We start from the raw sequence: 26,266 nt of genomic DNA on the forward strand, positions 1-26,266 counted from the left end.
GCCTCGGCATCACTTTTCATCAAGGTTTTTTGATGTCTGAAAGGCGAGCCGCGACCTTGCGGCGGGCGGCAATGCGATCTTCCCGCTCCACGTCAAGCAGTTCGGCAACACGCCAGACCGTATTGTCTTCAAGCTCATGCAACTCGCCATCGGCAAAAACGATCTCCCACATCAATTCAATAAAAGCCTTGCGCCCTTCATGATCAAGATGACGGTTCAGCACGCTGGTAAAAGCGTAAAAATCGACCGATTCCCGTTCTGCCTCTGCACCTGCCTGAACCAGTTCATCCAGTTCCTTGCCACTGACAGCATAGCTTTTGCTCAATATGGCCTTGAACCGCTCCCATTCGACATCCTGCCGTTCTCCATCAACATTCATGACGTGATAAAGCAAAGCAGAAGCCGCCACGCGCGGATCATCATGATGATCGTGCCGGTCTGGAGTACCCGGAAGGGTTTTCAAAAAAGACAGGAAACGCTCAATCATCAAAACAACCTGAATTTTTCTGGTTCGGGTTCACGCTCTTCATCCGGGTCAACGCCCGGATCATCCGGCAAACGCGGTGTCATGTCCTGCTGCGCTACCTGTTCGACATCCGGCGGCAGTGGAGGCACCGATGACGATGGCTCCGGTTCCATTTCCGGTTTTACAACGGTTTTTTCGGGAGAAACTGTTGTCTCCGGCACCGATTTCTCAAGCGAGGACACAGGACTGACCACATCCACCGGGGTAATTTTTTCGATGATCTCAGGTTCGGCAATTGTTGTTTTTTGCAGTGGCGCTTGCACAGCAACAGCCGGAACAACCGAAGCCAGTGTCTCACTTGCCTGTTCCTGCCCATTGTCGATCAGCCTGCCCAGTTGCTCAACCGGTGCGCGCCATTCAAAAGCATCCAGCCTGCCGGTCACAGGCGAGACAGGCGCCCATTGTTCAGCAACAACGCCATCGGCCACCCAGGCAAGATCGCGCGGTGCACGCACAGCTCCCGACAGCCACTGGCGCACCTTGCCCTCATCGCCGGTTTCAGCCTCTTCAATATCGGCGAGCAACAAAAAGGCCCCTTCACGTGCATCCAGATGAATGGCAGCTTCTGCCTCGGCACGCGCCGTGCGATAGTCATTGGCGTCAAACGCCACGCGCGCGACGACAAGAGCAGCCTCGGCACTATCTTTCTGCAAAGCCTGCAATTTGCGCGCCCGCTTCATCCGATCTAACACCGCATCGCCGGAGCGGGCATGAATATAAAGCTCGGCCACTTGCGGATGCGGCGTTGCCCGCCAGACCTGCTCCAATATTTTTGAAGCCTTGCGTATAGCGTCATTGTGCAGCAGTGCTTTGGCGGCAATAAGAGCTGCCGGCACAAATTCAGGTTGCAGCCTGTTGGCTTCCAGTGCGGCATTCTTTGCCGCTGCCGGGTCACTCTGCTCCAGTTCCATCGCCTTGGCGGTCAGCAGAACCGCTCGCTGGCGATTGGCGGCATCGGGTGCAATGCGCTTTGTCGATTTTTGCGCCGCCACCAGTTCCAGCGCCCCATCCCACTGGCTGCGGGCAGCCAGTTCCTCAATGGTTGATTCCGTTGCCCAGTTAAGTTGCGGCGCAACAGCAGCAGCACGTCCCGCATAAATTCGCGCCGCATCGCGATCCCCCAGCCGTCCAGCCTCAAGATACAGGCCGCGCAGCCCAAGAAGGCGTGTTTCAGGGTCATCAACCATCGCTTCAAACTTGCGGCGCGCCCCATCATGGTCGCCTTCTAAAAGAGCTGTCTGCGCTTCCAGAAGATGGATCAACGGCTCCTGATCGGCATGGATCAACCGGGCGGCTTCCTTGCCCTTCACCCGCGCCAGCCCCGCATCACCCGCCCCGGCCGCAATCAGGCCAGTGGACAGCGCCTGATAGCCCCGGTCGCGGCGACGCACCCGAAAATGGCGGGCAATAGCATGGGGACTTTGCCAGATTGAGCGAATCAGCCACCAGAAAATCATGGTTGCCGCAACCACAGCCACAACAGCAACGGCTGCCGTCATCAGGGTCAATTGAATGCGGTAATTCTCAAAATTGAGAACCATCTCGCCCGGACGGCCCGCCAGCCAGGCAAAACCGATACTCATTGCCAGAACAACAAAAAGATAAAACAGAATGCGGGCCATCTGTTATCCTTCGCTTTCGCTCATGGTTTGCGAGATCAGCGCATCGACAGCCGCCTGCGCCTCCATATGCGCCTTCAACAAGCCTGCAAATTCCGCCCCGGCAGCTTTGACCGGATCGGACAAGGTTTCATATTCACCAAGCGCTGCGGCATAGTTATTTTCCCTGACATCGGCTTCCAGCCGTGCCACGGTCTCAGGCGCCCCGGCCCCTTCGACAGCCCCGATGGGCCGCACCTTGACCAGCGACTGTGCGCTGGCGATCAGGCGCTGGGCAAAACCGGCATTTTCATCAACGGGATTGTCTGCCGCCACCATGGCGTCAGCCGCCGCTTCAACCTGCGCTTCAATCTGACTGCGGGTAGCCACGCCTTGTTGCGCCTGCCCGCGCAAGAGGGCAAGCCCGGAGGGGTCAAAAGACACGCTATCAGGTGCAATGGCGACAAAAGTTTCCAGTTCAGCCTCAAAGGGCGCCCCGCGTTCCAGCGCCGATTTCAGTGCCGATGCCGCAATGGCCAGCGCAATTTTCGGCTGATCGGCCAACTCTTCCTGCTTGCGAACAACAACGCCAAGCGACTGATCCAATGCCCCTATGCGGCTTTGCTGTTCCTTCACGGCCTCATCAACCGTGCCCAATTGCTGTTCCAGCCCGGCAATCCTGTCATTGAGGGGAGCAAGATCAACCGGCGGCGCTGAAGATATGTCGTCAAATGCAGCAATCCGGGTCTCGACCTGTTCAATTTTTTGCGACAACGCCGCCAGCATTTCACCATTGTCCCCGGCTGGCGCATTCGTTCCAACTGTCTCTTTGAGATCTGCCAAATCACTTTCAAGCAGGCTGACCTGGCTGTCGAGATTTTTGATCTGCTGTGCTGCACCATCATCGCTGCGCGCGGCTGCAAGCTCAGAAATCTGCTCCTGCAATTGTGCGATCTGGTCACCATGATCGGCAGGTGCATCTTGTTGTGGTGTGTTGACAAGCCCCGCATATTGCAGGCCCGCCGCCCCGGCCAGCGCGATGATACCGCCGACAACACCGGCCGCCAGCAGACCCAGACCATGCCGCCCTGCAGGCACTGACGCAGATACAGGCTCAGGCCCTGACACAGGCTTCGGCTCAGGTTCCGGCTTGGGTTCCGGCTTGGGCTCCGGCCTAGGCTCCGGTGAGGGTGGCGGCTCTTTTGAAATGCCGGGTTCTTCTATCCGTGCGGTCTTTGGCGCTGGTGATGTTTTTGCCTTCACCTCTTGCGCCTGCCCCTTTTCAGGCGGGACCGCCTTGGACTTTGGCAAAGCCGCATCTTCGGCACGGGCGACCTGATCTGCGTCCAGATCAATCGTCACCGGCGCGCGGCTGCTGCCTGAATGTCGCGTTCTCGGCGTCTTGACCATGCCGGCTCCTCATTATGCGTCCGTGTTCAGGAAAAAAATCTAGCATATCTCAAGGCAGTAAAAAGAGGCGCTGTAATGACACACCCATTATGGGGCTGGTAAAAGCGCCAGCAAGGCATCTTGCGAAGGCTGTCTGGCAATATTCACCCTCTTCATAAATTCTGCCCCCAAAGCTTCTGCAATACGCTTTGACAAGGTTAAAACCTGCGCTTTTTCAAACAGAATTTGCAGGTTTTCACGTTGTAAAAGCGCCCGCATGGCAAGTGCCGCCTGCGCCGAATATAGCATGATGGCCCCGACTGGCTGGCCGCCCAGACACGCATGAATGCTTTCATCCGTATAATCCAGCATCACAGTATCATAAGTCTCCAGCGCCTTGATTTGAACGCCCGATGCCGCCAAACGTTCCTCAAAGCCTGTAAAACGCACCTTTCCGCACAAATAGACCAGTTTGCCCGAAGAAGCGGCAATGATACGCTCAGCCAGGGTTATTGCATCACCCTGCCCTTCCTCGACATGAAAAAAGCCTGCCTGCCGCGCAGCCTGCGCCGTGCGCGCGCCCACCGCATAGCAGGGCAGATGCACCAGGCTTTCAATCAATTCGGGAGCAGCATGGCGCAAGGCATTGATGCTGGTCACAGCCACGCCCTGTTGCCGGGCAAGCGCAGGCGCATCAATTTTGAGGGCGCAAATGCGCGATAGCGGCAGCATAATAGGCGCAAAGCCCAGCCCGGCCAGCCGGGCGGCTGTCTGGCCAGCCTCCGGTTCGGGCCGGGTGACCAGAACCCGGATCAGAACCAGCCCTCAAAAAACTGTGTGCCAGCCTTTTCACGCACATCTGCACCGGCTTTCAGGCCGATGGCCGCGGCCTCTTCAGCGCGGCCTTCTGCGCCAATCTCATGGCAGATGGTGCCGTCGGGGGTAATGATGAGGCCCCTGAAACGCAGTCTTTCTCCTTCAATCACCGCATGACCGGCAATCGGCGTGCGGCAAGAGCCATCAAGCGCGCCTAAAAAAGCGCGCTCACATGCCAGCGCCTGTCCGGTTTCCTCATCATGAATCGGCGCCAGAAGACGCATCACCTTCTCATCATTTTCACGGTGTTCGATGCTGATGGCGCCTTGTCCCGGGGCCGGCAAAAAACTGTCCAGCGGCATGATGGCGGTGGCGATATGCTCCATTTTCAACCGCCGCAAGCCAGCCAGCGCCAGCATGGTGCCCGAAACAACACCATCTTCCAGCTTGCGCAACCGACTTTGCACATTGCCACGAAACATCACCACATCAATATCAGGGCGCATCCGCCGAATCAGCGCCTGCCGCCGCAGCGAAGACGAGCCGAACTTCACACCTTGCGGCAAATCCATGATCGACAGCGCAGACAGGCTGATAAAGCTGTCACGCACATCTTCACGTGGCAAGAACACCGGCAGCACCAGCCCCGGCGGCAATTCGGTGGGCATATCCTTTGAGGAATGCACCGCAATATCAATGCGCCCGTCATAAAGCGCATCTTCCAGTTCCCGGGTAAACAGCCCCTTGCCACCTGCCTCCGAAAGCGGACGGTCCTGAATCGTATCGCCAGTGGTGGTGATGGGCACAATCTGGAAACTGTGCTCCTCCAGCCCATGGGCCGCCATCAGCCTGTCGCGCGCCTCATGCGCCTGTGCCATAGCCAGCGGGCTGGCGCGGGTTCCAATCTTGAGCACGGCTTGCCTCTTCTTCATTGCGGTTTGCATCGCACGCAGTCCATGATAACCCGGCGATATTCATGATCGACCTTCTCCTATCGGGGAAAAGCGTCAGGAGCAACTTTGAGGATCGTGACACGTTGATACGCGTATTGGGCATTGAAACAAGCTGCGATGAAACGGCTGCAAGTATTGTGGCGCTCGATCATGCACAGGCCAGGCCCAAAATCCTGTCCAATGTGGTGTTAAGCCAGATTGCCGAACATGCCGCCTTTGGCGGTGTGGTGCCTGAAATCGCAGCGCGCGCCCATGTCGAGGCGCTGGACGGCATCATTGAGGCAGCGCTGGAAGAAGCAGGCGTTACGCTGGAGCAGGTGGATGCTGTTGCCGCCACCGCAGGCCCGGGCCTTGTCGGCGGGCTGATTGTTGGCCTGATGACGGCCAAGGCCATTGCGTCCGCCACCCAGAAGCCGCTGCTCGCCATCAACCATCTGGAAGGTCATGCGCTGACTGCCCGCCTGAGCAACGGGCTTGAATTTCCCTATCTGCTGCTGCTCGTTTCCGGCGGCCACACCCAGATCCTGCGCATTGGCAATGTTGGCGATTATCAACGCTGGGCCACCACCATAGATGATGCGCTGGGCGAGGCTTTTGACAAGGTGGCCAAAATGCTGGCGCTGCCCTATCCGGGGGGGCCCAATGTCGAAAAAGCAGCCGCATCCGGCGACCCGAACCGCTTTGCCTTTCCGCGTCCGTTAAAAGGCTCAGCCCAGCCCGATTTTTCCTTTTCCGGCCTTAAAACCGCAGTGCGACAGGCAGCAAGCGCCATTGCACCGCTCTCTGATCAGGATGTGGCCGATATTTGCGCTTCATTTCAGGCGGCCGTGACCGACACGCTGGCTGACCGTGTCAAACGTGCGCTGGTGCGGTTTCGCGCCGACTACCCAGACAGAAAAACACCTGCGCTGGTGGTGGCAGGCGGTGTTGCCGCCAATCACGCAATCCGTACAATGCTGGAACAGCTCTGTGCTGCTCATGGTTTTTCCTTTGTCGCCCCGCCGCATATATTATGCACCGATAATGCCGCCATGATCGCCTGGGCGGGGATTGAACGGCTGAATGCGGGAATGGCAGATCCTGACGCCTTTGATTTTGTGCCGCGCTCACGCTGGCCGCTGGATGCTGCATCCACACCCGTCATCGGCTCCGGCAGACGCGGAGCCAAGGCATGAGGGGACCAGAAAAAACACCGAAAACAACCATTCTTGGCGGCGGTGCATGGGGCACCGCACTGGCGCTGGCGGCCCTTCATGCCGGCCATCATGTGCGCCTGTGGGCGCGCGATGGGGAGATAGCAAAAGCCATCACAAAGGGTAAAAATCCGCGCTATCTGCCCGGTATTGCCTTTGACACAGGCATTGAGGCGACCACCGATCTGCAAACAGCTCTTGATCAGACCGATTGCGTTTTATCAGTCACGCCAGCGCAATCATTGCGTATGGTTCTCAATGAAATCAGGGCGCATATGCCTGCAAACATCCCGCTGGTGTTGTGCGCCAAGGGCATTGAGCGTGAAACCGGCGCTCTTTTGTCCGCCATTGTCACCGAAATCCTGCCCAAAGCACCGGTTGCGGTACTGTCTGGCCCCAGCTTTGCCACAGATGTTGCGCGCGGCCTGCCCACAGCCGTGGTGGTTGCCGCCCAAGATGATGCGCTGGCCATGGATCTTGCCGCCCGTTTTTCAGCTCGCAATCTGCGCTGTTATGCCAGCACGGACATAATCGGCGTTGAACTGGGCGGGGCCTTGAAAAATGTTTTTGCCATTGCAGCCGGGGCTGTGGCCGGTGCTGAACTGGGCGCCAGCGCACAGGCTGCCATGGTCACACGCGGCTTTGTCGAATTGCGCCGTCTGGGAGTCGTATTTGGCGCCCAGCCTGAAACACTGATGGGTCTTTCAGGCCTTGGCGATCTCTTGCTGACCTGTTCTTCCACCCAATCGCGCAATTTTGCCTATGGGGTGGCGCTGGGGCGCGGTGAGGTGCTTGAAGGGCTGCCACTGGCGGAAGGTGTGCCCACGGCTGCCATTGCCGCGCGCCTTGCTGCCCAGCATGGTGTGGAAGCTCCCATTCTCTCGGCGGTTGCCGCCATCCTTGCCGGTGTCATCACTGTTCATGAAGCGGTGGAAGCGCTGATGACCCGCCCGCTCAAACACGAAAACTTAATTTAGGAATTTTTTGACATGCTGTTTGCTTTTCTGTGCAAAGACAAGCCCGGTGCATTGCAACTGCGCCTTGATACCCGCCCCGCCCATCTTGAATGGCTCAATGGGCTGAATGCCGCTCAAAAAATTGCTTTTGCCGGACCTTTCCTTGATCAGGATGGCAAGCCGGATGGCAGCCTTGTCGTGGTGGAGGCAGCCAACCAGGCTGAGGCCGAAGCCATGGCCGCCAATGACCCTTATGCCATAGCCGGTCTGTTTGAAACCGTGGATGTGCGCGCCTGGAACTGGACCGTCAACAAGCCTGAAAGCTGAAAAGGAGACTGCCTGCCATGAATTACTGGCTGTTCAAATCCGAGCCCTTTGCATTCTCGTTCGATGAATTGAAGGCAAAGGGCGCAAAAGGCGAGGAATGGGACGGCGTGCGCAATTATGCGGCGCGCAACAATATGCGCGCCATGCAGATCGGCGATCTCGGCTTTTTCTATCACTCCAACAAGGGGCTGAATGTTGTCGGCATTGTCGAGGTCTGCGCCTTGGCTCATCCCGACAGCACCACCGATGATCCGCGCTGGGAATGCGTTGACATTCGCTATGTGCGCGAGATGCCCAAACCTGTCAGTCTTGCCGATGTAAAAGCCAATCCACGCCTGACGGATATGGCGCTGGTGCGGCTCGGGCGCTTGTCGGTGCAGCCGGTCACACGGGCAGAATGGGAGGAAGTGTGCCGCATGGGCGGCCTCGTTCCGGCCCCATGAAATTAAGCCCCCAAACGGCCGAAAACTTCATCCGCGCCAATACAGCGCTGCTTTCTCCACCCCATGTGCCACAAATTGCCCTGCATCTTGCGCAGGAAGCCCACGATCTGTGGCAGAAAACGGAAGAAGAACTGGCTAGAATCGGCCTGCCACCCCCTTTCTGGGCTTTTGCCTGGGCGGGCGGGCAGGGCCTTGCGCGCTATATTCTCGACCATCCCGAAATTGTGCAGGGCAAAAAGGTGCTGGATTTTGCAACCGGCTCAGGAATTGTAGCCATTGCCGCAGCAAAGGCTGGCGCTTCCAGCGTGGTGGCCGCCGACATCGACCCGTTTTGCCAGACAGCCGTTTTCCTCAATGCACAGGCAAATCATGTCTGCCTCATTTTTGACGGCTCAGACCTCATCGGCGCAGATCATGGCTGGGATGTTGTTCTGGCCGGTGACGTATTTTACGAAAAACCTTTTTCTGAGCGCCTGATACCGTGGTTTGAGGCGCTCACATTGCGTGGCGCAGAGATTTTTGTAGGTGATCCCGGCCGCTCCTACCTGCCGAAATCCGGGCTGGAACAGCTTGCCCTTTATGAAGTGCCGGTAACGCGCGCACTGGAAGACACTGAAATCAAACGCACCATTGTTTGGCGCTTCAGCAAGGCTTCTATCTGACCACCTTGAGCACCGTATGCCGCGACAGATAGGGTAACAATCGCTCCATGTCGCGGCGGCTAATTGCAACACAGCCTTCCGTCGGCTCATAAGCGGAGCGCGCCAGATGAAAGAAAATGGCGCTGCCGCGCCCGCGCTTGCGCGGAGCAAGATTCCAGTCCAGCACCAGACAGGCATCATAAAGCCGATCAGTGCGCTGCATGGTCTCATGGCTGGCCGGATAAGGCAGCTTTACCGGGCGGTTGTAATTGCGGTCACCGGGCGTATCGCACCAGCCCAGCGCAGCGGTGGTGGAGCGCATCGGCAAGGGTGTGCGCCGCGCCCCGGCAAAGCGCGCATTGCGAAAATAACCTGAAAGGATGCGCATGCTGGCCAAAGGTGTTGCGCCATCCCCCTCACGCTTGTTTGAGGTGATGCCGCCCTTGCCCAAAGCACAGGCAATCACCAGCGGTCCGGCCCGCAAAATCCCTTTTGAAGGCTGCCCCGGGCGCGCCCGCACCACCAGCGTGGCAAGGCTGCCGGGAAAAGTTTCCTTTGCGGCCTTGCGTCCGCTCAATTTCCTGTATGATCTGGCCACAAACAAATCAGCACAACTGGACGTTTATACTTACTCACCTTCCGCATAAAACCAGCCCGGTCAAGCCTGAAGGACCGGGAAAAAGAACGGACTGATCCATGGCCCCACGCACCTTGTTGATTGTCGATGATGATGATGATTTGCGCCAGACACTGGTCGAGCAATTGTCGCTTGACGAGGAATTTCATGTTTTGCAGGAAAAAAATGCCGTCAAAGGCATGGCCAGTGCACAAAACGAACAGATCGATCTTCTGATCATGGATATCGGGTTGCCCGATATGGATGGGCGCGAGGCCGTCAGGCAGTTGCGCAAAAGCGGCTTCAAGGCCCCCATCATCATGCTGACCGGCCATGATACCGATGCCGATACGATTTTGGGACTGGAAGCGGGCGCCAATGACTATGTGACCAAGCCGTTCCGTTTTGCCGTTCTTCTGGCGCGCATCCGCGTTCAGCTTCGCCAGCACGAGCAGAGTGAGGACGCCACCTTCACGGTCGGCCCCTACATCTTCAAACCCGGCCAGAAGCTGCTGACCGAACAATCAGGGGCAAAAATCAGACTGACCGAAAAAGAAGCCGCCATCATCAAATATCTCTACCGTGCCGACCAGCAGGTCGTCACCCGCGACGTGTTGCTGGAAGAGGTGTGGGGTTATAATTCAGGCGTCACCACCCATACGCTTGAAACCCATGTCTATCGCCTGCGCCAGAAGATTGAGCGCGACCCTTCCAACGCTGCCATTCTTGTGACCGAAAGCGGCGGCTACAAGCTGGTTCCTTAAGTATTTTGGGGTTAATGACGATTACACATATAAACCCCGGTTTTTTACAAGCCCCGGTTCTTTACGAGAAGGAAAAACGACCTGCTGTCGATATGGGGACATGATTGATGGCGCTGGATGATGACATTGACATCCTGTCTGGCGTGGACCTGTTTGCCGATTTTACGCGCGAACAGTTGCGTCTGCTTGCCTTTGGCGCAGAAACCACCTCGCTTGCCGCTGACCGCAAGCTCTATCGTGAGGCCGATGAGGCAGATTGCGCCTATATCATCATCAGCGGCCGTGTTGCGCTTTACCATGAAAACGACCCGCAACGCACCGCAATCACCACCGCCGGAGCTGGTGAAATTTTAGGCGAAATGGCGCTGATTGCCGACACAAGGCGCATGACCAGCGCCTATGTGCTGACCGACACACAGGTGTTACGGCTCAGCCGATCCATGTTTCGGCGCATTTTAGAAGAATATCCGGAAGTCGCTGTCCATCTGCATGCGCGCATTTTGCAACAGTTTCAGGCGCTGATTGAACGTATCGAGGGCATGGCCCCGCACTTTCTGGATTAAAGCGTATCTCTGAAACTGGGAACCAGTTTCAAGAGACCGGTTCTAAAAATCGAACCGTGCAAGCACCGGCACATGGTCCGAAGGCCGTTCCCAACCGCGGGCTTGACGCAAAATCTCATAGCCGGAGAAATTCGGCACCAGATTTTGCGATGACCACACATGATCCAGTCGTCGGCCACGGTCAGACGCATCCCAGTCACGGGCACGATAGCTCCACCATGTGTAGATTTTCTGCTCGTCCGGGATATTGTGGCGCATCAGATCCACCCATTCACCGGCCTTGCGCATGGCTTCAAAACTGCTCGTCTCAATGGGTGTGTGGCTGACCACTTTCAAAAGCTGCTTATGCGACCACACATCGTGTTCACGCGGCGCAATATTCAGGTCCCCGACCAGAATCGAGCTTGACGTCTCATCCTGCTCGGCGCGGATCTTGCGCATTTCCTCGACAAAATCGAGCTTATGGCGGAATTTTGGATTGATTTGCGGATCAGGCTCATCACCCCCTGCCGGCACATAAAAATTATGCAGCAAGATCTGGCGCGGCCCCGCCTCCAGCCTGACCGAAAGATGGCGGCTGTCATCAATCTCGCAAAACCGCCGTTTTTCAACGATTTCCAGCGGCAGCCGCGAAATGGTGGCAACGCCGTGATAGCCCTTCTGGCCGTGAATGGCGATGTGCTCATAGCCCAGCTTGCGCAATGGCTTGAACGGAAACTGATCGTCCGGACATTTGGTTTCCTGCAAGCACAGCACATCCGGCTGGTATTCTTGCAGAAAATGCTCGACCAGCGGCATACGCAGGCGCACAGAGTTGATATTCCAGGTGGCAAGGGAAAATGACATGGCCGGAACATGTCAGTCACAGGCAGAAAATTCAAGCCGAAGCGCGCTCTGCTGCACGCCTGGCCCGGATTTCCACAGATGCTGCGAATAGTATGTGACGCGCCCTACGGAGCCTTGCTGTTAAGCACCCGGTTGGCGCGATAATCGATGGTGAAAGTGTCGGCGGCAAAGCGCACACCTTGCTGTACATTGAAGATCATCACCGTGGTGTCCTTGCCCTGCGCATCGGTGATCGTCCACTGGCGCAGTTCATAAGTCTGCGGATCAAACATCATGGTGATTGTGGCATTGCCGAACACGGATTTATCGGCAAGCTGAATGGTGGTCAGATCAGATTCCTGACGCACGCTTTTCACCTTGTCGCCCGACAGGTCGATGCGTTCATCCAGCAGAAGTTTGAGCGGCGTTTTCGACAGCGGATAAAGGTCTGACGTGCGCAGTTTCTGATTGAGGATAACCACCGACTTGCCATCGGAAATCACCCTGAAATTCGATGATCCGTCATAGTTGAAACGGATTTTTCCCGGCCGTTGCAGGAAGAATTTTCCGCCGGTCTGCTCGCCCTTGGGGCCAAATTGCACGAATTCGCCGGTCATCGACTTCACGGCTGAAAAATGATCGGCAATGGCCTGCGCGGCATGAGGTGTGGCGGCGCGCGCGCCAGAAACAAGAGGAAAGCCGGAAGCTGCCCCTAAAACACCGATCCCCGCACAGGCAAGACCAGCCTTTAACAAGCTGCGGCGCGAGAAAGCGGTTTCAACCGTCGTGGCATAAGTCTGATATGTCATGTGTCTTACTCTCGTCGGCCCTTCAAATATCCTTATCCGCATTTATCTGGGCTTAAATTTGGCAGTCGGGCTTTCTGGCGCTTTAAAAAACATCCTCTTCGGTCGGCACAAGAATTTCGCGCTTTCCGGCATGGTTGGCGGCGCTGATCACACCTTCTTCTTCCATGCGCTCAATGATCGAGGCGGCACGATTATAGCCAATGCCGAGACGGCGCTGAATATAAGAGGTCGAGACCCTGCCATCGCGCAACACCACCGCAACCGCCTGATCGTAAGGATCGTCGGAATCTTCAAAATTTCCACCACCCGAACCCGTGCCGGAAGCCATATCGTCTTCCTCATCCTCTTCGGTAATGGCATCCAGATATTGCGGCACACCCTGCAATTTAAGATGCGCCACCACTTTTTCCACCTCGCTGTCGGAAACAAAGGGGCCATGCACACGCTGGGTGCGCCCGCCACCGGCCATATAAAGCATATCACCCATGCCCAGCAGTTGCTCAGCGCCCTGTTCGCCCAAAATGGTGCGGCTATCGATCTTGGAGGTGACCTGAAAGGAAATGCGGGTCGGGAAATTGGCCTTGATGGTGCCGGTGATGACATCCACTGAAGGGCGCTGTGTGGCCATGACAACATGAATACCGGCCGCACGCGCCATCTGGGCAAGGCGCTGTACCGCGCCCTCGATATCCTTGCCCGCCACCATCATCAAATCGGCCATCTCATCGATGATGACGACAATATAGGGCATCGGCTCAAGGTCGAGATGCTCGGTTTCATAGATCGCCTCGCCGGTCTGGCGGTCAAACCCGGTCTGTACCGTGCGGGTAATCTGCTCGCCTTTCTTGTGCGCCTGCGCAACCCGCGCATTGAAGCCGTCAATATTGCGCACACCCAGTCTCGACATGTTGCGGTAGCGGTCTTCCATTTCCCGCACCGTCCATTTCAACGCCACCACGGCCTTTTTCGGATCCGTCACCACCGGGGTCAAAAGATGTGGAATGCCGTCATAAACCGACAGTTCCAGCATTTTGGGGTCGATCATGATGAGACGGCATTGCTCGGGCGTCATGCGGTAGAGCAGCGACAGGATCATGGTGTTGATGGCCACAGACTTGCCCGATCCGGTGGTACCTGCCACCAGAACATGAGGCATTTTGGCAATATCGACGATCACCGCCTCGCCATTGATGGTCTTGCCCAGCGCCAGAGCCAGTTTTGCCTTGCTGGTTTCAAAATCACGGCTGGCAAGGATTTCACGCAAATAAACTGTTTCGCGCCGTGCATTGGGCAGTTCGATGCCAATGGCGTTGCGGCCCGGAACCACCGCCACACGCGCTGCAATTGCGCTCATCGAGCGGGCAATATCATCAGCCAGACCGATCACGCGGCTTGATTTGATGCCGGGGGCCGGCTCCAGTTCATAAAGCGTGACAACCGGGCCGGGGCGCACCTGAATGATCTCGCCGCGAACGCCAAAATCTTCCAGCACCCCTTCCAGCAGCCGCGCATTCTGCTCCAGCGCATCCGCGGACAGGCTGGCGTCACGCACCACATTGGGCGGGTTGGACAGGAAATGCAAAGACGGCATTTCAAAATTGTCGCTGCCGATCAGCGAGGCCTGCGCCTCCCGTTGCACACGCGCACCTTGCACCGGGCGCGGTGCCGGGGCTGCAACGCGCGCGCCCCCTTCAGGCAAAGCGCCATGCTCAACATGGTCTTGCGCGGGCTGTGCAAAAAATTCCGGCTCAATGCGCGCTGCATAATCGCCATTGATCATGCCCGCTTCTTCCATTTCAGCATTTTCCACCCGCAAAGCCGCCTCACGCCAGGCACTGCGGCGCAAAGTTTTTGGCAAGCAGTCCTCATCATGACGCAGAGGCTTGTGGCGACGCAGCCAGCCACGCGCCGACATCCACCAATGCGCCAGCATTCCCAGCACAAGGCTGCTGCGGGGTTCAAAATCATCATCACCGTCGTCTTCAAACGCGGGGCTTGTATCGATGTCCTCGTCGTGTTCTTGTTGAATGGCAAAACCATTGCGCCGTTTGATCAGGCCCGAACCATAGGCAAACAGCCAGAGCGCCGGGGCTGCAAACACCACAATCACACCAGCCGCAAACAGCCCGGTCGGATAGGTGCCGGTGAACATGGCAGGGATTTTCAGCACCATATCGCCCAGCACACCGCCCAGCCCGCTTGGCAATGGCCAGGTGGGGGGCGCGGCAATGCAGCCGGCAATGGCAGCGGCAAGCAGGCAAAACCCGAACCAGCTTAAAGCGCGGCGCGGTTTGGCGTCCACGCCACGGCCTGAAAACAGCAAAAAGCCCCAGATCGTGGCAGGCACCAGCGCTGCCACTGATGACAGGCCGAAAAACTGCATGGCAAGGTCGGAAAACACCGCGCCCGCATAGCCCATGGCGTTGGTGACGCTGTTATCTGTGGCGTGGCTGAAGCTCGGGTCAGCCACATTCCATGTGGCCAGCGAAGCAATGCAGAAGACAACCAGCGCCAGCAGCAGCAATCCAGTCAGCCGCCCGGCCTGCCTGCGCATGAATGCCTGCAAGCCGCCATAAGCCGTTTCTTCCAGCGCAAGATGTGCGGGCGCCCCTGATCGCATCACTCGTCCTCATCAATCATCATGATCCGGCATGAGCAGCCGGACAGATTTGTGAGGGTAGATTAGCCAGATGGGGTTAAAGGTGCATTAACCATGCAGCTGAATACAGACAGCAAAAGAACAAAAGAAAAAACCCGGCAGTTGCCTGCCGGGTTTCTTTGTTCAAACCGAAAACTCGATCTTAGAACGAACGCTGGAAGCGGAGGTAACCACCCCAACCATCCTTCTTGCCGCTGATCTTGTTGCCATTCCAGTCATAGTCATAACCGGATGCGTAGACAACTTCCGGACGGATGTTGAAGCCGGGAACCAATGCGTAGTTCACACCAACAGCGGCACCGAAGGTTTCGTTGTCGTCATAGGCGAGTTGGAAGTCCAGAGCAGCCTTGTCGCTGAACTGATACTTACCACCACCCCAGACAGCCCAGTCGCCGCCCCAGACACCGTAATAGCTGCTCTTGCCATCCAAGTCCCAAGCGCGATCGTAGTTGTAGTCCTGAAGACCAGCCATGACCCAGAGGCTCAGAGCATCATTGACGTTAAAGTCAACGCGCAGCTTACCGGCAACTTCACCGTAGTTGGAGTCGTAACCGACAACACCGGAGACCTTGCCCCAGCCCTGCGTGAACGAGGCGCCAGCCACGACATGCGGGACGTAGGAGTCGATCGTGTATTCAATACCCGAACCTTCTTCAACACCGATGGTGGCGGAGAAGCCGTTGCCGCCGTCGAAGGTGTAGGCGATCATGTGGGTCTTGCCAGGCGTGTAGGTAACGCCGATGTCATCATTGATGACCGAGCCAGCCGAATCGGTCAGCGTCTCGAACAGCGAGTCGGTATAGGCAATGGTCAGGCCGCCAAGCTGAATGATGGCATGCTCAAGCGACCAGGCGTCCCGGGTGTTCGAGAAAGGACCGAACTCATCATCATCCTCCGGATCGATGTAGGAATCTTCAAAAGAATCACGCTGATAGAGAGTGGAGATGAAGCCACGCAGAGTGCCGTATTCGGTTTCCGAACGGGCATCAAACGTCACCTGGGCGCGCATGCGCTTGAAATAGGTGTCGTGTACCTTGTCAAAGTTCTTCTTGTCGATGCTCTCGATACCGCTGACATCACCAACGCCGATGTCGTAGCGCAGATAACCGCCGATCTTGAGGCAGGTTTCGGTGCCCGGGATATAGAAGAAACCAGCGCCGTAAACGTCGCAGATGCGGACGTATTCAGCAGGCTCAGGCTCGGCAATGACGATAGCGTCGGCGGCGCGTGCGCCGGAAACTGCGACGAGAGCCGCAGCGGAGCCGAGAAGAAGGCTCTTGATGTTCATTTTCTGACCTCCAGTCAAAATTTTAAAATCGGGTCTGGGTTATTTTTCTGAAGGACAGTAAGCTGCCCATCCCCACGGTGAAAAAGACGCGCAGCGCGCTTCCTCTTCAAAACCGACATTACCCATCCGGCCTTTCCGTTCAACCAGGAACGCAACCTGCGGCAAGCTGAAAAGGCCATATCCAAAAGCACTGTTGCACAAACGCCACGCTTTTATCGGGTCCAGAAAGGTTTTGTTAACTTTTTTCCCCCGCCCCGGCCCGTTTCAGGGCCCAAAACCCCGACTCACCCATATGTGTGCACACAACCTGCTGCACGTGAGCGTCAATGCGCGTTACGGCGCGCGCCGCAGGCGGATCAGACCCTCCTGGGCGACAGAGGCAATCAGGGTTCCATCACGGGCAAACAGTTCGCCACGGGTAAAGCCACGCCCGCCGCGTGTCGAGGGGCTGTCTTGCGTATATAAAATCCAGTCGTCCAGCCTGTTTGGGCGATGAAACCACATGGCATGATCAAGGCTGGCGGCTTGAATCTCGCTGTCAAACACCGCCCGGCCATGGGCAAAGGTGGAGGTGTCAAGCAGGGTCATATCCGACAGATAGGCCAGCACCGCACATTGAAGAACACGGTCATCAGGCACCGAACCCGTGGTGCGTATCCAGATGTTCTGGCGCGGCTCCAGCTTTTCCCGGCTTGTATAATGCTCCAGCATCACCGGCTTCATTTCCAGCGGCCGGGGGCGCTGCCAATAGCGGCTGACCCATTCGGGCACATTCTTGCCAAAACGTTCCAGCAATTGCGCCTGTGACAGGAGCAGATCAGGCTCGGGCACATCCAGCGGCATCGGAATCTGGTGTTCCAGCCCGATCTCATCTTTCTGAAAAGAAGCCTCCAGCGAAAAAATGGCATGACCGTGCTGGCTGGCCACCACACGGCGCGTGGTAAAAGAGCCGCCATCACGGATGCGCTCTACCGTATAGATAATCGGCACTTTGATATCACCCGGCAACATGAAATAAGCATGCAGCGAATGGATATGGCGGTCTTCTTCCACGGTACGGTGGGCCGCCACAAGGGCCTGCGCAATCGTCTGGCCGCCAAACACACGCTGCCAGTCGCTTTCGGGGCTGCGACCCCGAAACAGATTGTGCTCCAGGCGCTCAAGATCGAGAATGGAAATGAGTTCATCCATGGCTGTTATCATGAGCGTGGCTCCTTGCGATTACTAACCATCTCCGACAGGATGGGCGCAAGGTCAAGCTTGCCATAAAATGCCGGGCAGCAGAATAAAGAGATTAGGGTCAGGAACACGCAACATGGCCAAAGCCGCAAAATCTTCTGCCAATCAGATGCCGGATGAGCAAAAGCTGGATGTGCTGGTGGCCGGTGCCGGTTATGTGGGGCTGGCCAGTGCGGTTGCCATCAAACATGCCCGCCCCGGCCTGAATGTGGCTGTGGTCGATGCAGCCCCTGCCGATGCCTGGCAAAAAGACAATCGCTCTTCGGCCATTGCTGCTGCTGCCTGCCGGATGCTGGAGCAGCTTGGGCTGTGGCATGAGGTGGAGCCACAAGCTCAGGCCATCACCGAAATGATCATCACCGATTCACGCACCGGCGACCCTGTGCGTCCGGTGTTTTTAACCTTTGACGGCGAGGTCGCACCGGGCGAGCCCTTTGCCCATATGATTGCCAATCGCGATCTCAACCGCGCTTTACGCAACCGCGCCGCAGAATTGGGTATCACCATTCTTCAAGGCGTCGGTGCAGAGGGTTTTGAGGTGGGTGGCGGCGGCATGGATGTGCAATTGAGCGACGGTTTGCGCCTGCACACCCGGCTGCTGGTTGCAGCCGACGGGGTGCGCTCAAAACTGCGCGATCTGGCTGGCATCAAGACTGTGCGCTGGAATTATGGCCAGTCGGGCATTGTCTGCACGGTTGCCCATGAGCGCCCGCATCATGGCCGCGCTGTCGAGCATTTTTTCCCCGGCGGTCCCTTTGCCATTCTACCCCTGAAAGGCAATCGCTCCTCGCTGGTATGGGCGGAAAACACACAGGAAGCCGAAAGGCTGATCCATGGCGATGAGATGGTGTTTGAGGCCGAGCTTGAGCGCCGCTTCGGGCTGGAACTTGGCGAAATCCGCGTCGAGGACAAGCCGCGCGCCTGGCCGCTTGGTTTCATGCTGGCGCGCAGTTTTGTGGCGCCACGGCTGGCGCTGGCCGGAGATGCCGCCCATGGCATTCACCCCATAGCCGGACAGGGTCTTAATCTGGGTCTTAAAGATGTGGCGGCCCTTGCCGAAACTATTGTTGAGGCCGACCGGCTGGGGCAGGATATTGGCGCGCTCGATGTGCTGGAGCGCTACCAGCAATGGCGGCGCTTCGACACGGCTCAAATGGGCGTGACCACCGACATTCTCACAAAACTGTTTTCCAATGATGTGGCCCCCTTGCGCACGGCCCGCGATTTTGGCCTTGGGCTGGTGGAGCGCCTGCCGCGGCTGAAAAATTTCTTTGTCAAACAGGCTGCCGGACTGACCGGCACCACGCCAAGGCTGTTAAAGGGTGAACCGCTTTAAGAGCATGATCTTATCTGACGGATGATGCGCCCTATATATACAGGGTCAGGACCTATATAGGTAGAACAAGGAGACATCATCATGAACCGTCACGCTATTGCGCATTGGCAGGGAACGCTCACCGAAGGCACAGGCACGCTTGATGTGCAAAGCGGCGCTTTTGCCGGACAGCCCTATTCGTTCAAAGGGCGGTTTCAGGATGAAAGCGGCAAATCAGGCACCAACCCGGAAGAGCTGATTGCGGCGGCCCATGCCGGTTGCTTTGCCATGCAGCTTTCGCATTTTCTGGCCGAAAACGGCACACCGGCAGAAGACCTCAAGGCTGAAGCCGTGATCACTTATGGGCCAGCGGCAGGCGGCGGCTTTGAAATTACCCAAAGCGACCTGAAACTGACAGGCAAGGTGCCCGGCATTGATGAAGGCAAATTCAAGGAACTGGCAGAACAGGCCAAATCCGGCTGCCCGGTTTCAAAAGCGCTGGGGGCAATCAAGGTAACACTTGAGGCAAAACTGGCTTAGCCGCTTTAAGCTTTTGTTTTACGCATGATCTTATCTAAAAAGTCTGCAACTTTTTGAGGATCATGCTCCAAGCGCATCCAGCCGCTCGGTCAGTTGGCGCACCTTGTCTTCCAGTGCAGCAAGGCGCGCCTCCAGTTCAGCGTCCCCCGGCACTGTGACGGATGCAGGGGCGGCTAAAAATGCCGCCATATCAACCGGCCCGCATAAAAGATGCACGAAACGATCTTCGCGCTGGCCCGGAGCACGCCCGATTTCCTGAACCAGCGGCGGGCGCTTGCCAATCAGCATGTCAAGCTCGCCGCGCAATTCCTCGGCACTGGCAAAGCGGGACAAGCGCTCGGTGCGCGCCAACAATTCATGCAGGGTTTGCGGGCCGCGCAGCATCAAAAGACCAAGCAGCGCGGTTTGCGCCACGGTCAGCGAAAATTTCTGCGCCATCAAATGTTCATAGCGCTCGACACGTGAGGCAAAAATCTGCCGCACCAGCCCTTTTTGCTCCAAAATTTTCAAGCCGCGCACCACATCGGCAGATGACAGCGCCATGACCGGTTCACGCGCCGTTTTCTGGTTGGCTGCCGCAACAAGCGCATTGGCCGTGAGCGGATAGACGTCTGGCGTCAGCAGCTTTTTTTCAATGAGGCAGCCCAGAATCCGGGCCTCAAGAGCGCTGAGCGCAGGAAATTCTTCGCCATCCATCGTATTTTGTCACCCCTTGGGCACGCCGGGTCAGACGCGGCGCTCCACCATCATTTTCTTGATTTCGGCAATCGCCTTGGCCGGGTTCAGCCCCTTGGGGCAGGTCTGGGTACAGTTCATGATGGTGTGGCAGCGATACAGCCGAAACGGGTCTTCCAGATTGTCCAGACGCTTGCCGGTGGCCTCATCGCGCGAATCAATCAGCCAGCGATAGGCCTGCAACAACACGGCCGGACCCAGATAACGGTCGCCATTCCACCAATAGCTCGGGCAGGCTGTCGAGCAGCAGGCGCATAAAATGCACTCATAAAGCCCATCGAGTTTTTCGCGATCCTCATGGCTTTGCAGCCATTCCTTGGCTGGCTCTGGCGAAACCGTTTGCAACCACGGCTCGATCGAAGCGTGCTGGGCATAAAAATTGTTGAGATCAGGCACAAGGTCCTTCACCACCGGCATATGCGGCAGCGGATAAACCTTGACCGGGCCGCTGATATCGTCTGCGCCCTTGGTGCAGGCCAGTGTGTTGCCACCATCGATATTCATGGCGCAGGACCCGCAAATGCCTTCACGGCAGGAGCGGCGCAAGGTCAGCGTCGGGTCAATCTTGTTCTTGATCCACAGCAGGGCATCCAGAACCATCGGACCGCAATCGTCCATATCGACGAAATATGTGTCCATGCTCGGGTTCTTGTCGTCATCGGGCGACCAGCGATAGATACGGTATTCACGCAGATTGGTTGCACCTTCCGGCTTCGGCCAGGTTTTGCCCGGCACGATCTGCGAATTTCTGGGGAGTGTGAGTTCGACCATTTTTCAGATCCTCAATAGACACGCGCTTTGGGCGCGATCCTGGCCGGGTCGATGCCGCCATCTTCAGGCTTGACCTGCGGCTCTACATGCACCGGACGATAGCTGAGCGTTACCTTGCCGTCAGGGCTTAGACGCGACAGCGTATGCTTGCGCCAGTTGACATCATCACGCTCGGAAAAATCCTCACGCGCATGCGCACCACGACTCTCTTTACGGGCTTCGGCGCTGTAAACCGTGGTGATGGCGTTGGCCATCAGGTTTTCCAGTTCCAGTGTCTCGACCAGATCGGAGTTCCAGATCATCGAACGGTCCGTGACCTTGAGATCCTTCATCTCGCCCCAGATCTGCGAAATCCGCTTGCAGCCATCTTCAAGCGTTTCCTGTGTGCGAAACACTGCCGCATCTTCCTGCATGGCGCGCTGCATCTTTTCACGCATCACCGCAGTCGGGGTCGGGCCATTGGCATGACGCAGACGGTCAAAGCGATCCATGATCTTGTCGCAGGCCGCCAGATTGAGCGACGGCACAGGGGCCTTGGCATCGACCACCTCACCGGCGCGAATGGCCGCAGCACGACCAAATACCACGAGGTCAATCAGCGAATTGGACCCCAGACGATTGGCGCCATGCACGGAAGCACACCCCGCCTCACCCACAGCCATCAGGCCCGGTGTGACGCGATCAGGATCGTCAGCGGTCGGGTTGAGCGCCTCGCCCCAGTAGTTGGTGGGCACCCCGCCCATATTATAGTGAACCGTCGGCTGCACCGGGATCGGCTCACGGGTCAGATCAACACCGGCAAAAATCTTTGCCGATTCTGAAATTCCAGGCAGCCGTTCATGCAGAACCGCCGGATCGAGATGGTCAAGATGCAGGAAAATATGATCCTTGTTTCGGCCCACGCCGCGGCCTTCGCGGATTTCGATGGTCATGCAGCGCGAGACCACATCGCGTGAGGCCAGATCCTTGGCGGAAGGCGCATAACGCTCCATGAAGCGTTCGCCTTCGGAATTGACCAGATAGCCGCCCTCGCCGCGCGCGCCTTCCGTAATCAGGCAGCCTGCGCCATAAATGCCGGTCGGGTGGAACTGAACGAATTCCATATCCTGCAAGGGCAGACCGGCACGCGCCACCATGCCACCACCATCGCCGGTGCAGGTATGGGCCGATGTGGCCGAGAAATAGGCACGGCCATAGCCGCCAGTGGCCAGCACCACCATCTTGGCCGAGAAGCGGTGAATGGTGCCGTCATCAAGATTCCATGCCACCACGCCGGTACAGGTGCCGTCTTCATCCATGATCAGATCAAGGGCGAAATATTCAATGAAGAACTGCGCCTTGTGCTTCAGCGACTGGCCATAAAGCGTGTGCAAGATGGCGTGGCCGGTGCGGTCGGCAGCCGCACAGGTGCGCTGCACGGGCGGGCCATCACCGAAATTCTGCATATGGCCGCCAAACGGGCGCTGATAGATCTTGCCTTCCTCGGTACGCGAGAAGGGAACGCCATAATGTTCCAGCTCATAGACCGCAGCAGGCGCTTCACGCGCCAGATATTCCATGGCGTCCATGTCGCCCAGCCAGTCAGATCCCTTGACCGTATCGTATAAATGCCAGTGCCAGTGGTCCGGCCCCATATTCTTGAGCGAGGCGGCAATGCCTCCCTGGGCAGCCACTGTGTGTGAACGGGTTGGAAAAACCTTGGTGATGCAAGCCGTTTTCAGCCCCTGCTCAGCCATGCCAAGCGTGGCGCGAAGACCGGCGCCACCGGCCCCCACAACAACGACATCATATTGGTGATCGACATAATTATAGGCGGCCATGCTCAGCCTCCGAATGCAAGCTTGAGCAGCGCAAACACCGAGACGATGCCGATTGCTGCAGTAAAAAACGTATTGAGAAGGAAAAGCACAAGCTTTGCGCCTTCGCCGTGAACATAGTCTTCAATGATGACCTGCATGCCAAGGCGCATGTGATAAAGGCCGGACCCAAGCATGGCGATCATCACCAGCGCGACCGCCGGATGCGCAAGGGCTGCGCGCACTTCTTCATAGTCTGCGCCATTCATGACAATTAAAAAGCCGACGAAGAACAAAAACAGCGGAATATTGGCGACCGCAGTAACGCGCTGGCGCCAGAAACTCATGGTGCCATCACGGGCAGAACCCAGACCCCGCACTTTTGCCAAGGGAGTGCGCATATCCTTCAATGAAGTGCTCATGCCCAGCCTCCCCGCACCATCAGGCCAATGACCCAGACGGCAATCGTCAACACAACAGAGCCGATCAATGTCGCCCAGCCGAATTTCGAGGCCGTGTGCTTATCAAGCCCTTTGCCTGCATCCCAGATGAAATGGCGGATGCCGCCCAGCATGTGCAGCATCAGCGCCCAGGTGTAGCCAAGCAGGATGAGCCTGCCGACAATCGTCCCGAAGAACCAGTTGACGCACTCAAAAACTTCCTTCGACAGGGCAGCCGCACCCAGCCACAGTGCAACCAGAAGCGTGCCGACATAAAGCGCACTGCCGGTGATGCGATGCAAAATTGACATCGTCATGGTGATTTTTGGCCAATAGACTGACAGATGCGGCGACAAGGGCCGGGGCTTTGGCGGTGTGCGGGTAGCTGGTGAAGGGCTCATGGTTCCCCCAAACTGAGCTTTGCCAAAAACAATACCGTGACGCAAATTACATCATGGCCAGATTGGCAAGCAACTTAAGGACTGCCGCGTTCTAGAACGCTTTTTGCACCGCGTCAAAGCCGGAAAGCTGTTTCTTATTCATAATTTAGTCTGAAAAACTGATTTCTTTTAACTTCAACCGATTAGAAAAGCTCGCAAGTTCCGCATCAATGTTAAGTTGAGTAAATCACTCATCTTGTACAACTCAGCGGCGACTGACGCCCCTTCATGACAAGCGCTTCACGCCCGTCAAGAACAATGGCATCCACCCCAAGTCCATAGCGGCTGCGCTGATTGGCGGGCGAGGCTGGCAGTTCTTCTTCCTCATCCGGTCCCATGACACGGATTGATGTTCCCAGATTGCGAATGGTCATCAAGGAACCATCGGCGCAATTATAGGTGGAAAGACCCGGCTGGGCTGCTTCCTTCTCGGCAATAATGGCCATGGCATCCTGCTTGCCGTCAGGGCCGGTCAGCAATTTGTCCTCAGGAGCCTTCCCCCCCTGACTTGAAACACAAGCGGCAGCAATCAGCGGCAAGAAAATTATGGACAGCCTTGTCATGCGGCGCAGCTTCATGGAGCGTCCTTTTTTGAAAAGTGCAGATCAATCATGATCGTCTCTTTGCCCTTAACAAAGGTTAAAAAATAGTTAATTCTAACGCATGAGGCCGGGACAAGCATCGTTCCGCCATTTCGGGGGAGTGCCGATCATGCGTAAAAGCACCTGTATGGCCGCAGCCGCCATTGCTGGTTTTATCCTGTGCCAGCCAGCCATAGCCGGACAGCAGGGCGACCATATCTATGCCGATTCCTTTGGCAATCTCGTGGTTGACAGCACTGCCGGCTATAAGCGCATTGTCGTTGGCCAGGGCCACATGGCCAGACAGGTTGCCGCCTACACCGCCTCAAACGGGCCAAAAATCATCTATCTCGACAGGGTAGAAGAAAACAAGAAAACCTGGGCTACTGATTGCTACCGCCCACCGGTTTTCATCAAGGGCCGCAGCCATATGTATGGCCTGTCCGATGGCGAGATGCCGCAAATCAGCCCCTGTCAATAAAGGCAAGATACCCGCCACCATATGCAATAAAAAAGCCCCGCAAAAATACGGGGCTTTTTTTTATTGCTGCGGGTGGAAAAGTTATTTCCAGTCGCGAATATCGACAAAATGACCGGCAATGGCGGCAGCAGCAGCCATGGCAGGCGACACCAGATGGGTGCGCCCCTTAAAGCCCTGCCGTCCCTCAAAATTGCGGTTCGAGGTTGAAGCACAGCGCTCATAAGGCTTGAGCCGGTCATCATTCATGGCAAGGCACATGGAACAGCCCGGCTCGCGCCAGTCAAACCCGGCCTCGATGAAAATCTTGTCCAGACCTTCAGCCTCAGCCTGCTCTTTGACCAATCCAGAGCCGGGAACAATCATGGCACTGACAGTCGGGGCAACCTTCTTGCCCTTGGCCACATCAGCCACGGCCCGCAGATCCTCGATACGGCCATTGGTGCAGGAACCGATGAACACGCGGTCGATCTTGATGTCGGTGATGTTGGTGCCAGCCTCAAGGCCCATATATTCAAGGGCGCGTTTCTTGGAGTTGCGCTTGTTTTCATCTTCGATCAGGTCCGGGTCAGGAACCGTTCCGGTGACGGAAACCACATCTTCGGGCGATGAGCCCCAGCTCACAATTGGCGGCAGCCTGGCCGCATCCAGCACCACGACCTTGTCGAAATGGGCGCCTTCATCGGTCTTGAGCGTCTTCCAATATTCAAGCGCCATATCCCACGCCTTGCCTTTGGGCGCGCGCGGCTTGTCCTTCACATAGGCAAAAGTGGTCTCATCAGGCGCAATCAGACCGGCGCGGGCGCCACCTTCAATCGACATGTTACAGATCGTCATGCGACCTTCCATGGACAGCGAACGGATCGCCTCACCAGCATATTCGATAACGTAGCCGGTGCCGCCAGCCGTGCCAATCTCGCCAATAATGGCAAGAATGATGTCCTTGGCGGTGACGCCTTCGGGCAATTGCCCGTCAACGCGCACCAGCATGTTTTTTGCCTTGCTCTGGATCAGCGTCTGGGTGGCCAGCACATGCTCCACTTCCGACGTGCCGATCCCATGCGCCAGCGCACCAAACGCCCCATGGGTGGAGGTGTGGCTATCACCGCAAACAATGGTCATGCCGGGCAGGGTAAAACCCTGCTCAGGACCGATAATGTGGACGATGCCCTGACGGCGATCCTTTTCCGAATAATACTCAACGCCGAAATCAGCGGCATTTTTCGCCAGCGCTTCAACCTGAATGCGGCTTTCCTCATTCTTGATGCCGTGGATACGGTCCGGCGAGGTCGGCACATTGTGATCGACAACAGCCAGCGTCCGCTCCGGGTGGCGCAGCTTGCGGCCAGTCATGCGCAGACCTTCAAAAGCCTGCGGACTGGTCACCTCATGCACGAGATGGCGATCGATATAGAGCAGGCAGGTCCCGTCTTCCTGGCGGTCGACCACATGGTCATCAAAAATCTTGTCGTAAAGGGTGCGCGGTGCGCTCATGTTCATAAATCCAGCAATCATGGAAAGGATAAGGCCCTCAAAGCCGGGCCGACGAGGGTCAGGCGCGCCTT

Annotated in this window: 28 protein-coding genes; 10 read left to right on the forward strand and 18 right to left on the reverse strand. The window is 57.0% G+C overall.

Going from position 1 to position 26,266, the window contains the following annotated elements; all coding sequences use genetic code 11:
• Window positions 1-19 precede the first annotated feature (19 nt).
• The 5 genes from ACFPLB_RS02785 to hemC all read right to left on the reverse strand — a co-directional run bounded on the left by ACFPLB_RS02785 (window position 20) and on the right by hemC (window position 5,261).
• Entirely contained in the window at window positions 20-487 is a 468-nt protein-coding gene (locus ACFPLB_RS02785) for a tellurite resistance TerB family protein (RefSeq protein WP_378227757.1), read from the reverse strand.
• Complete coding sequence (locus ACFPLB_RS02790; RefSeq protein WP_378227758.1) at window positions 487-2,148, reverse strand: heme biosynthesis protein HemY; 1,662 nt, start codon at window positions 2,146-2,148, stop codon at window positions 487-489. The genes ACFPLB_RS02785 and ACFPLB_RS02790 overlap by 1 nt, the downstream gene beginning before the upstream one ends.
• 3 nt (window positions 2,149-2,151) lie before the next feature.
• Window positions 2,152-3,534, reverse strand: coding sequence for a COG4223 family protein (locus ACFPLB_RS02795; protein WP_378227759.1), 1,383 nt, complete (start codon window positions 3,532-3,534; stop codon window positions 2,152-2,154).
• Window positions 3,535-3,621: 87 nt separating this feature from the next.
• The gene (locus tag ACFPLB_RS02800; RefSeq protein ID WP_378227826.1) at window positions 3,622-4,335 is read right to left on the reverse strand and encodes a uroporphyrinogen-III synthase; all 714 of its coding nucleotides are present in this window, start codon (window positions 4,333-4,335) and stop codon (window positions 3,622-3,624) included.
• Window positions 4,326-5,261: a hydroxymethylbilane synthase gene (gene hemC, locus ACFPLB_RS02805; protein WP_378227760.1), complete on the reverse strand. Its 936-nt coding sequence runs from the start codon at window positions 5,259-5,261 to the stop codon at window positions 4,326-4,328. The genes ACFPLB_RS02800 and hemC overlap by 10 nt, the downstream gene beginning before the upstream one ends.
• Window positions 5,262-5,368: 107 nt before the next feature.
• Between hemC and tsaD the strand changes: the two genes are divergently transcribed.
• The 5 genes from tsaD to ACFPLB_RS02830 are packed head-to-tail and all read left to right on the forward strand — an operon-like array spanning window position 5,369 to window position 8,863.
• The gene (gene tsaD, locus ACFPLB_RS02810; protein ID WP_378227827.1) at window positions 5,369-6,457 is read left to right on the forward strand and encodes a tRNA (adenosine(37)-N6)-threonylcarbamoyltransferase complex transferase subunit TsaD; all 1,089 of its coding nucleotides are present in this window, start codon (window positions 5,369-5,371) and stop codon (window positions 6,455-6,457) included.
• Window positions 6,454-7,452 (forward strand): NAD(P)H-dependent glycerol-3-phosphate dehydrogenase, encoded by a 999-nt coding sequence (locus ACFPLB_RS02815; RefSeq protein ID WP_378227761.1) that lies wholly within the window; start codon window positions 6,454-6,456, stop codon window positions 7,450-7,452. The genes tsaD and ACFPLB_RS02815 overlap by 4 nt, the downstream gene beginning before the upstream one ends.
• A gap of 12 nt (window positions 7,453-7,464) precedes the next feature.
• Window positions 7,465-7,758: a YciI-like protein gene (locus ACFPLB_RS02820; protein WP_378227762.1), complete on the forward strand. Its 294-nt coding sequence runs from the start codon at window positions 7,465-7,467 to the stop codon at window positions 7,756-7,758.
• 17 nt (window positions 7,759-7,775) lie between these two features.
• On the forward strand, window positions 7,776-8,201 hold the full coding sequence (locus tag ACFPLB_RS02825) for an EVE domain-containing protein (RefSeq protein ID WP_378227763.1): 426 nt from the start codon (window positions 7,776-7,778) through the stop codon (window positions 8,199-8,201).
• Window positions 8,156-8,863: a class I SAM-dependent methyltransferase gene (locus ACFPLB_RS02830; RefSeq protein WP_378227765.1), complete on the forward strand. Its 708-nt coding sequence runs from the start codon at window positions 8,156-8,158 to the stop codon at window positions 8,861-8,863. The genes ACFPLB_RS02825 and ACFPLB_RS02830 overlap by 46 nt, the downstream gene beginning before the upstream one ends.
• On the opposite strand, the gene ACFPLB_RS02835 is transcribed toward ACFPLB_RS02830, so the two are convergent.
• A complete protein-coding gene (locus ACFPLB_RS02835) occupies window positions 8,856-9,419 on the reverse strand; it encodes a L,D-transpeptidase family protein (RefSeq protein WP_378227766.1) in 564 nt (187 codons plus the stop codon). The two genes, ACFPLB_RS02830 and ACFPLB_RS02835, sit on opposite strands and share 8 nt — an antisense overlap.
• Window positions 9,420-9,538: 119 nt before the next feature.
• Here ACFPLB_RS02835 and ACFPLB_RS02840 point away from each other — a divergent pair, with 119 nt between their 5' ends.
• Both ACFPLB_RS02840 and ACFPLB_RS02845 read left to right on the forward strand, forming a co-directional pair.
• Window positions 9,539-10,222 (forward strand): response regulator transcription factor, encoded by a 684-nt coding sequence (locus ACFPLB_RS02840; RefSeq protein WP_378227768.1) that lies wholly within the window; start codon window positions 9,539-9,541, stop codon window positions 10,220-10,222.
• Window positions 10,223-10,329: 107 nt separating this feature from the next.
• A complete protein-coding gene (locus ACFPLB_RS02845) occupies window positions 10,330-10,785 on the forward strand; it encodes a cyclic nucleotide-binding domain-containing protein (protein ID WP_378227769.1) in 456 nt (151 codons plus the stop codon).
• 42 nt (window positions 10,786-10,827) lie between these two features.
• Here the strand turns inward: ACFPLB_RS02845 and ACFPLB_RS02850 are convergent, their stop codons facing one another.
• From ACFPLB_RS02850 to tesB, 5 genes are all read right to left on the reverse strand, one after another.
• The gene (locus ACFPLB_RS02850; RefSeq protein WP_378227770.1) at window positions 10,828-11,631 is read right to left on the reverse strand and encodes an exodeoxyribonuclease III; all 804 of its coding nucleotides are present in this window, start codon (window positions 11,629-11,631) and stop codon (window positions 10,828-10,830) included.
• Between the two features lie 104 nt (window positions 11,632-11,735).
• Window positions 11,736-12,419, reverse strand: coding sequence for an outer membrane lipoprotein carrier protein LolA (locus tag ACFPLB_RS02855; RefSeq protein WP_378227772.1), 684 nt, complete (start codon window positions 12,417-12,419; stop codon window positions 11,736-11,738).
• An 82-nt stretch (window positions 12,420-12,501) separates the two neighbouring features.
• Window positions 12,502-15,039: an FtsK/SpoIIIE family DNA translocase gene (locus ACFPLB_RS02860; RefSeq protein ID WP_378227773.1), complete on the reverse strand. Its 2,538-nt coding sequence runs from the start codon at window positions 15,037-15,039 to the stop codon at window positions 12,502-12,504.
• Window positions 15,040-15,220: 181 nt separating this feature from the next.
• Window positions 15,221-16,366, reverse strand: a complete 1,146-nt coding sequence (locus tag ACFPLB_RS02865; RefSeq protein ID WP_378227774.1) for a porin — start codon at window positions 16,364-16,366, stop codon at window positions 15,221-15,223.
• A gap of 333 nt (window positions 16,367-16,699) precedes the next feature.
• The gene (gene tesB / locus ACFPLB_RS02870) at window positions 16,700-17,569 is read right to left on the reverse strand and encodes an acyl-CoA thioesterase II (RefSeq protein ID WP_378227775.1); all 870 of its coding nucleotides are present in this window, start codon (window positions 17,567-17,569) and stop codon (window positions 16,700-16,702) included.
• 112 nt (window positions 17,570-17,681) lie between these two features.
• Here tesB and ACFPLB_RS02875 point away from each other — a divergent pair, with 112 nt between their 5' ends.
• Together ACFPLB_RS02875 and ACFPLB_RS02880 are read left to right on the forward strand one after the other, a co-directional pair.
• Window positions 17,682-18,941 (forward strand): ubiquinone biosynthesis hydroxylase, encoded by a 1,260-nt coding sequence (locus ACFPLB_RS02875; protein ID WP_378227776.1) that lies wholly within the window; start codon window positions 17,682-17,684, stop codon window positions 18,939-18,941.
• An 81-nt stretch (window positions 18,942-19,022) separates the two neighbouring features.
• Window positions 19,023-19,460, forward strand: a complete 438-nt coding sequence (locus ACFPLB_RS02880) for an OsmC family protein (RefSeq protein WP_378227777.1) — start codon at window positions 19,023-19,025, stop codon at window positions 19,458-19,460.
• Between the two features lie 60 nt (window positions 19,461-19,520).
• Here the strand turns inward: ACFPLB_RS02880 and ACFPLB_RS02885 are convergent, their stop codons facing one another.
• The 6 genes from ACFPLB_RS02885 to ACFPLB_RS02910 form a co-directional block, all read right to left on the reverse strand.
• Window positions 19,521-20,156, reverse strand: coding sequence for a YceH family protein (locus tag ACFPLB_RS02885; protein ID WP_378227779.1), 636 nt, complete (start codon window positions 20,154-20,156; stop codon window positions 19,521-19,523).
• Between the two features lie 30 nt (window positions 20,157-20,186).
• Entirely contained in the window at window positions 20,187-20,966 is a 780-nt protein-coding gene (locus ACFPLB_RS02890; RefSeq protein WP_378227780.1) for a succinate dehydrogenase iron-sulfur subunit, read from the reverse strand.
• An 11-nt stretch (window positions 20,967-20,977) separates the two neighbouring features.
• Complete coding sequence (gene sdhA, locus ACFPLB_RS02895) at window positions 20,978-22,786, reverse strand: succinate dehydrogenase flavoprotein subunit (RefSeq protein WP_378227782.1); 1,809 nt, start codon at window positions 22,784-22,786, stop codon at window positions 20,978-20,980.
• Between the two features lie 2 nt (window positions 22,787-22,788).
• Window positions 22,789-23,184, reverse strand: a complete 396-nt coding sequence (gene sdhD / locus ACFPLB_RS02900) for a succinate dehydrogenase, hydrophobic membrane anchor protein (RefSeq protein ID WP_378227784.1) — start codon at window positions 23,182-23,184, stop codon at window positions 22,789-22,791.
• On the reverse strand, window positions 23,181-23,603 hold the full coding sequence (gene sdhC / locus ACFPLB_RS02905; protein ID WP_378227785.1) for a succinate dehydrogenase, cytochrome b556 subunit: 423 nt from the start codon (window positions 23,601-23,603) through the stop codon (window positions 23,181-23,183). Before sdhC ends, sdhD begins: the two co-directional genes overlap by 4 nt.
• A gap of 230 nt (window positions 23,604-23,833) precedes the next feature.
• Window positions 23,834-24,220: a hypothetical protein gene (locus tag ACFPLB_RS02910; RefSeq protein ID WP_378227786.1), complete on the reverse strand. Its 387-nt coding sequence runs from the start codon at window positions 24,218-24,220 to the stop codon at window positions 23,834-23,836.
• Between the two features lie 133 nt (window positions 24,221-24,353).
• On the opposite strand from ACFPLB_RS02910, the gene ACFPLB_RS02915 reads away from it, so the two are divergent.
• The gene (locus ACFPLB_RS02915; RefSeq protein WP_378227787.1) at window positions 24,354-24,704 is read left to right on the forward strand and encodes a hypothetical protein; all 351 of its coding nucleotides are present in this window, start codon (window positions 24,354-24,356) and stop codon (window positions 24,702-24,704) included.
• Between the two features lie 81 nt (window positions 24,705-24,785).
• On the opposite strand, the gene leuC is transcribed toward ACFPLB_RS02915, so the two are convergent.
• Window positions 24,786-26,195: a 3-isopropylmalate dehydratase large subunit gene (gene leuC / locus ACFPLB_RS02920; protein ID WP_378227788.1), complete on the reverse strand. Its 1,410-nt coding sequence runs from the start codon at window positions 26,193-26,195 to the stop codon at window positions 24,786-24,788.
• Window positions 26,196-26,266 lie beyond the last annotated feature (71 nt).

The sequence above is a fragment of the Aquamicrobium segne genome (assembly GCF_042656785.1).
In the GTDB taxonomy this organism is placed as follows: domain Bacteria; phylum Pseudomonadota; class Alphaproteobacteria; order Rhizobiales; family Rhizobiaceae; genus Mesorhizobium; species Mesorhizobium segne.

Coding starts and splice junctions, on each gene's coding strand:
- leuC (WP_378227788.1), bottom strand. CDS start 26,195: ATGAGCGCACCGCGCACCCTTTACGACAAGATTTTTGATGACCATGTG.
- ACFPLB_RS02910 (WP_378227786.1), bottom strand. CDS start 24,220: ATGAAGCTGCGCCGCATGACAAGGCTGTCCATAATTTTCTTGCCGCTG.
- ACFPLB_RS02785 (WP_378227757.1), bottom strand. CDS start 487: ATGATTGAGCGTTTCCTGTCTTTTTTGAAAACCCTTCCGGGTACTCCA.
- ACFPLB_RS02885 (WP_378227779.1), bottom strand. CDS start 20,156: ATGGATGGCGAAGAATTTCCTGCGCTCAGCGCTCTTGAGGCCCGGATT.
- sdhC (WP_378227785.1), bottom strand. CDS start 23,603: ATGAGCCCTTCACCAGCTACCCGCACACCGCCAAAGCCCCGGCCCTTG.
- sdhD (WP_378227784.1), bottom strand. CDS start 23,184: ATGAGCACTTCATTGAAGGATATGCGCACTCCCTTGGCAAAAGTGCGG.
- ACFPLB_RS02830 (WP_378227765.1), top strand. CDS start 8,156: ATGGGAGGAAGTGTGCCGCATGGGCGGCCTCGTTCCGGCCCCATGAAA.
- hemC (WP_378227760.1), bottom strand. CDS start 5,261: ATGAAGAAGAGGCAAGCCGTGCTCAAGATTGGAACCCGCGCCAGCCCG.
- ACFPLB_RS02850 (WP_378227770.1), bottom strand. CDS start 11,631: ATGTCATTTTCCCTTGCCACCTGGAATATCAACTCTGTGCGCCTGCGT.
- ACFPLB_RS02790 (WP_378227758.1), bottom strand. CDS start 2,148: ATGGCCCGCATTCTGTTTTATCTTTTTGTTGTTCTGGCAATGAGTATC.
- ACFPLB_RS02815 (WP_378227761.1), top strand. CDS start 6,454: ATGAGGGGACCAGAAAAAACACCGAAAACAACCATTCTTGGCGGCGGT.
- tesB (WP_378227775.1), bottom strand. CDS start 17,569: ATGATAACAGCCATGGATGAACTCATTTCCATTCTCGATCTTGAGCGC.
- ACFPLB_RS02865 (WP_378227774.1), bottom strand. CDS start 16,366: ATGAACATCAAGAGCCTTCTTCTCGGCTCCGCTGCGGCTCTCGTCGCA.
- ACFPLB_RS02880 (WP_378227777.1), top strand. CDS start 19,023: ATGAACCGTCACGCTATTGCGCATTGGCAGGGAACGCTCACCGAAGGC.
- ACFPLB_RS02860 (WP_378227773.1), bottom strand. CDS start 15,039: ATGCGATCAGGGGCGCCCGCACATCTTGCGCTGGAAGAAACGGCTTAT.
- ACFPLB_RS02915 (WP_378227787.1), top strand. CDS start 24,354: ATGCGTAAAAGCACCTGTATGGCCGCAGCCGCCATTGCTGGTTTTATC.
- ACFPLB_RS02875 (WP_378227776.1), top strand. CDS start 17,682: ATGGCCAAAGCCGCAAAATCTTCTGCCAATCAGATGCCGGATGAGCAA.
- ACFPLB_RS02840 (WP_378227768.1), top strand. CDS start 9,539: ATGGCCCCACGCACCTTGTTGATTGTCGATGATGATGATGATTTGCGC.
- sdhA (WP_378227782.1), bottom strand. CDS start 22,786: ATGGCCGCCTATAATTATGTCGATCACCAATATGATGTCGTTGTTGTG.
- ACFPLB_RS02855 (WP_378227772.1), bottom strand. CDS start 12,419: ATGACATATCAGACTTATGCCACGACGGTTGAAACCGCTTTCTCGCGC.
- ACFPLB_RS02795 (WP_378227759.1), bottom strand. CDS start 3,534: ATGGTCAAGACGCCGAGAACGCGACATTCAGGCAGCAGCCGCGCGCCG.
- ACFPLB_RS02820 (WP_378227762.1), top strand. CDS start 7,465: ATGCTGTTTGCTTTTCTGTGCAAAGACAAGCCCGGTGCATTGCAACTG.
- ACFPLB_RS02890 (WP_378227780.1), bottom strand. CDS start 20,966: ATGGTCGAACTCACACTCCCCAGAAATTCGCAGATCGTGCCGGGCAAA.
- ACFPLB_RS02845 (WP_378227769.1), top strand. CDS start 10,330: ATGGCGCTGGATGATGACATTGACATCCTGTCTGGCGTGGACCTGTTT.
- ACFPLB_RS02825 (WP_378227763.1), top strand. CDS start 7,776: ATGAATTACTGGCTGTTCAAATCCGAGCCCTTTGCATTCTCGTTCGAT.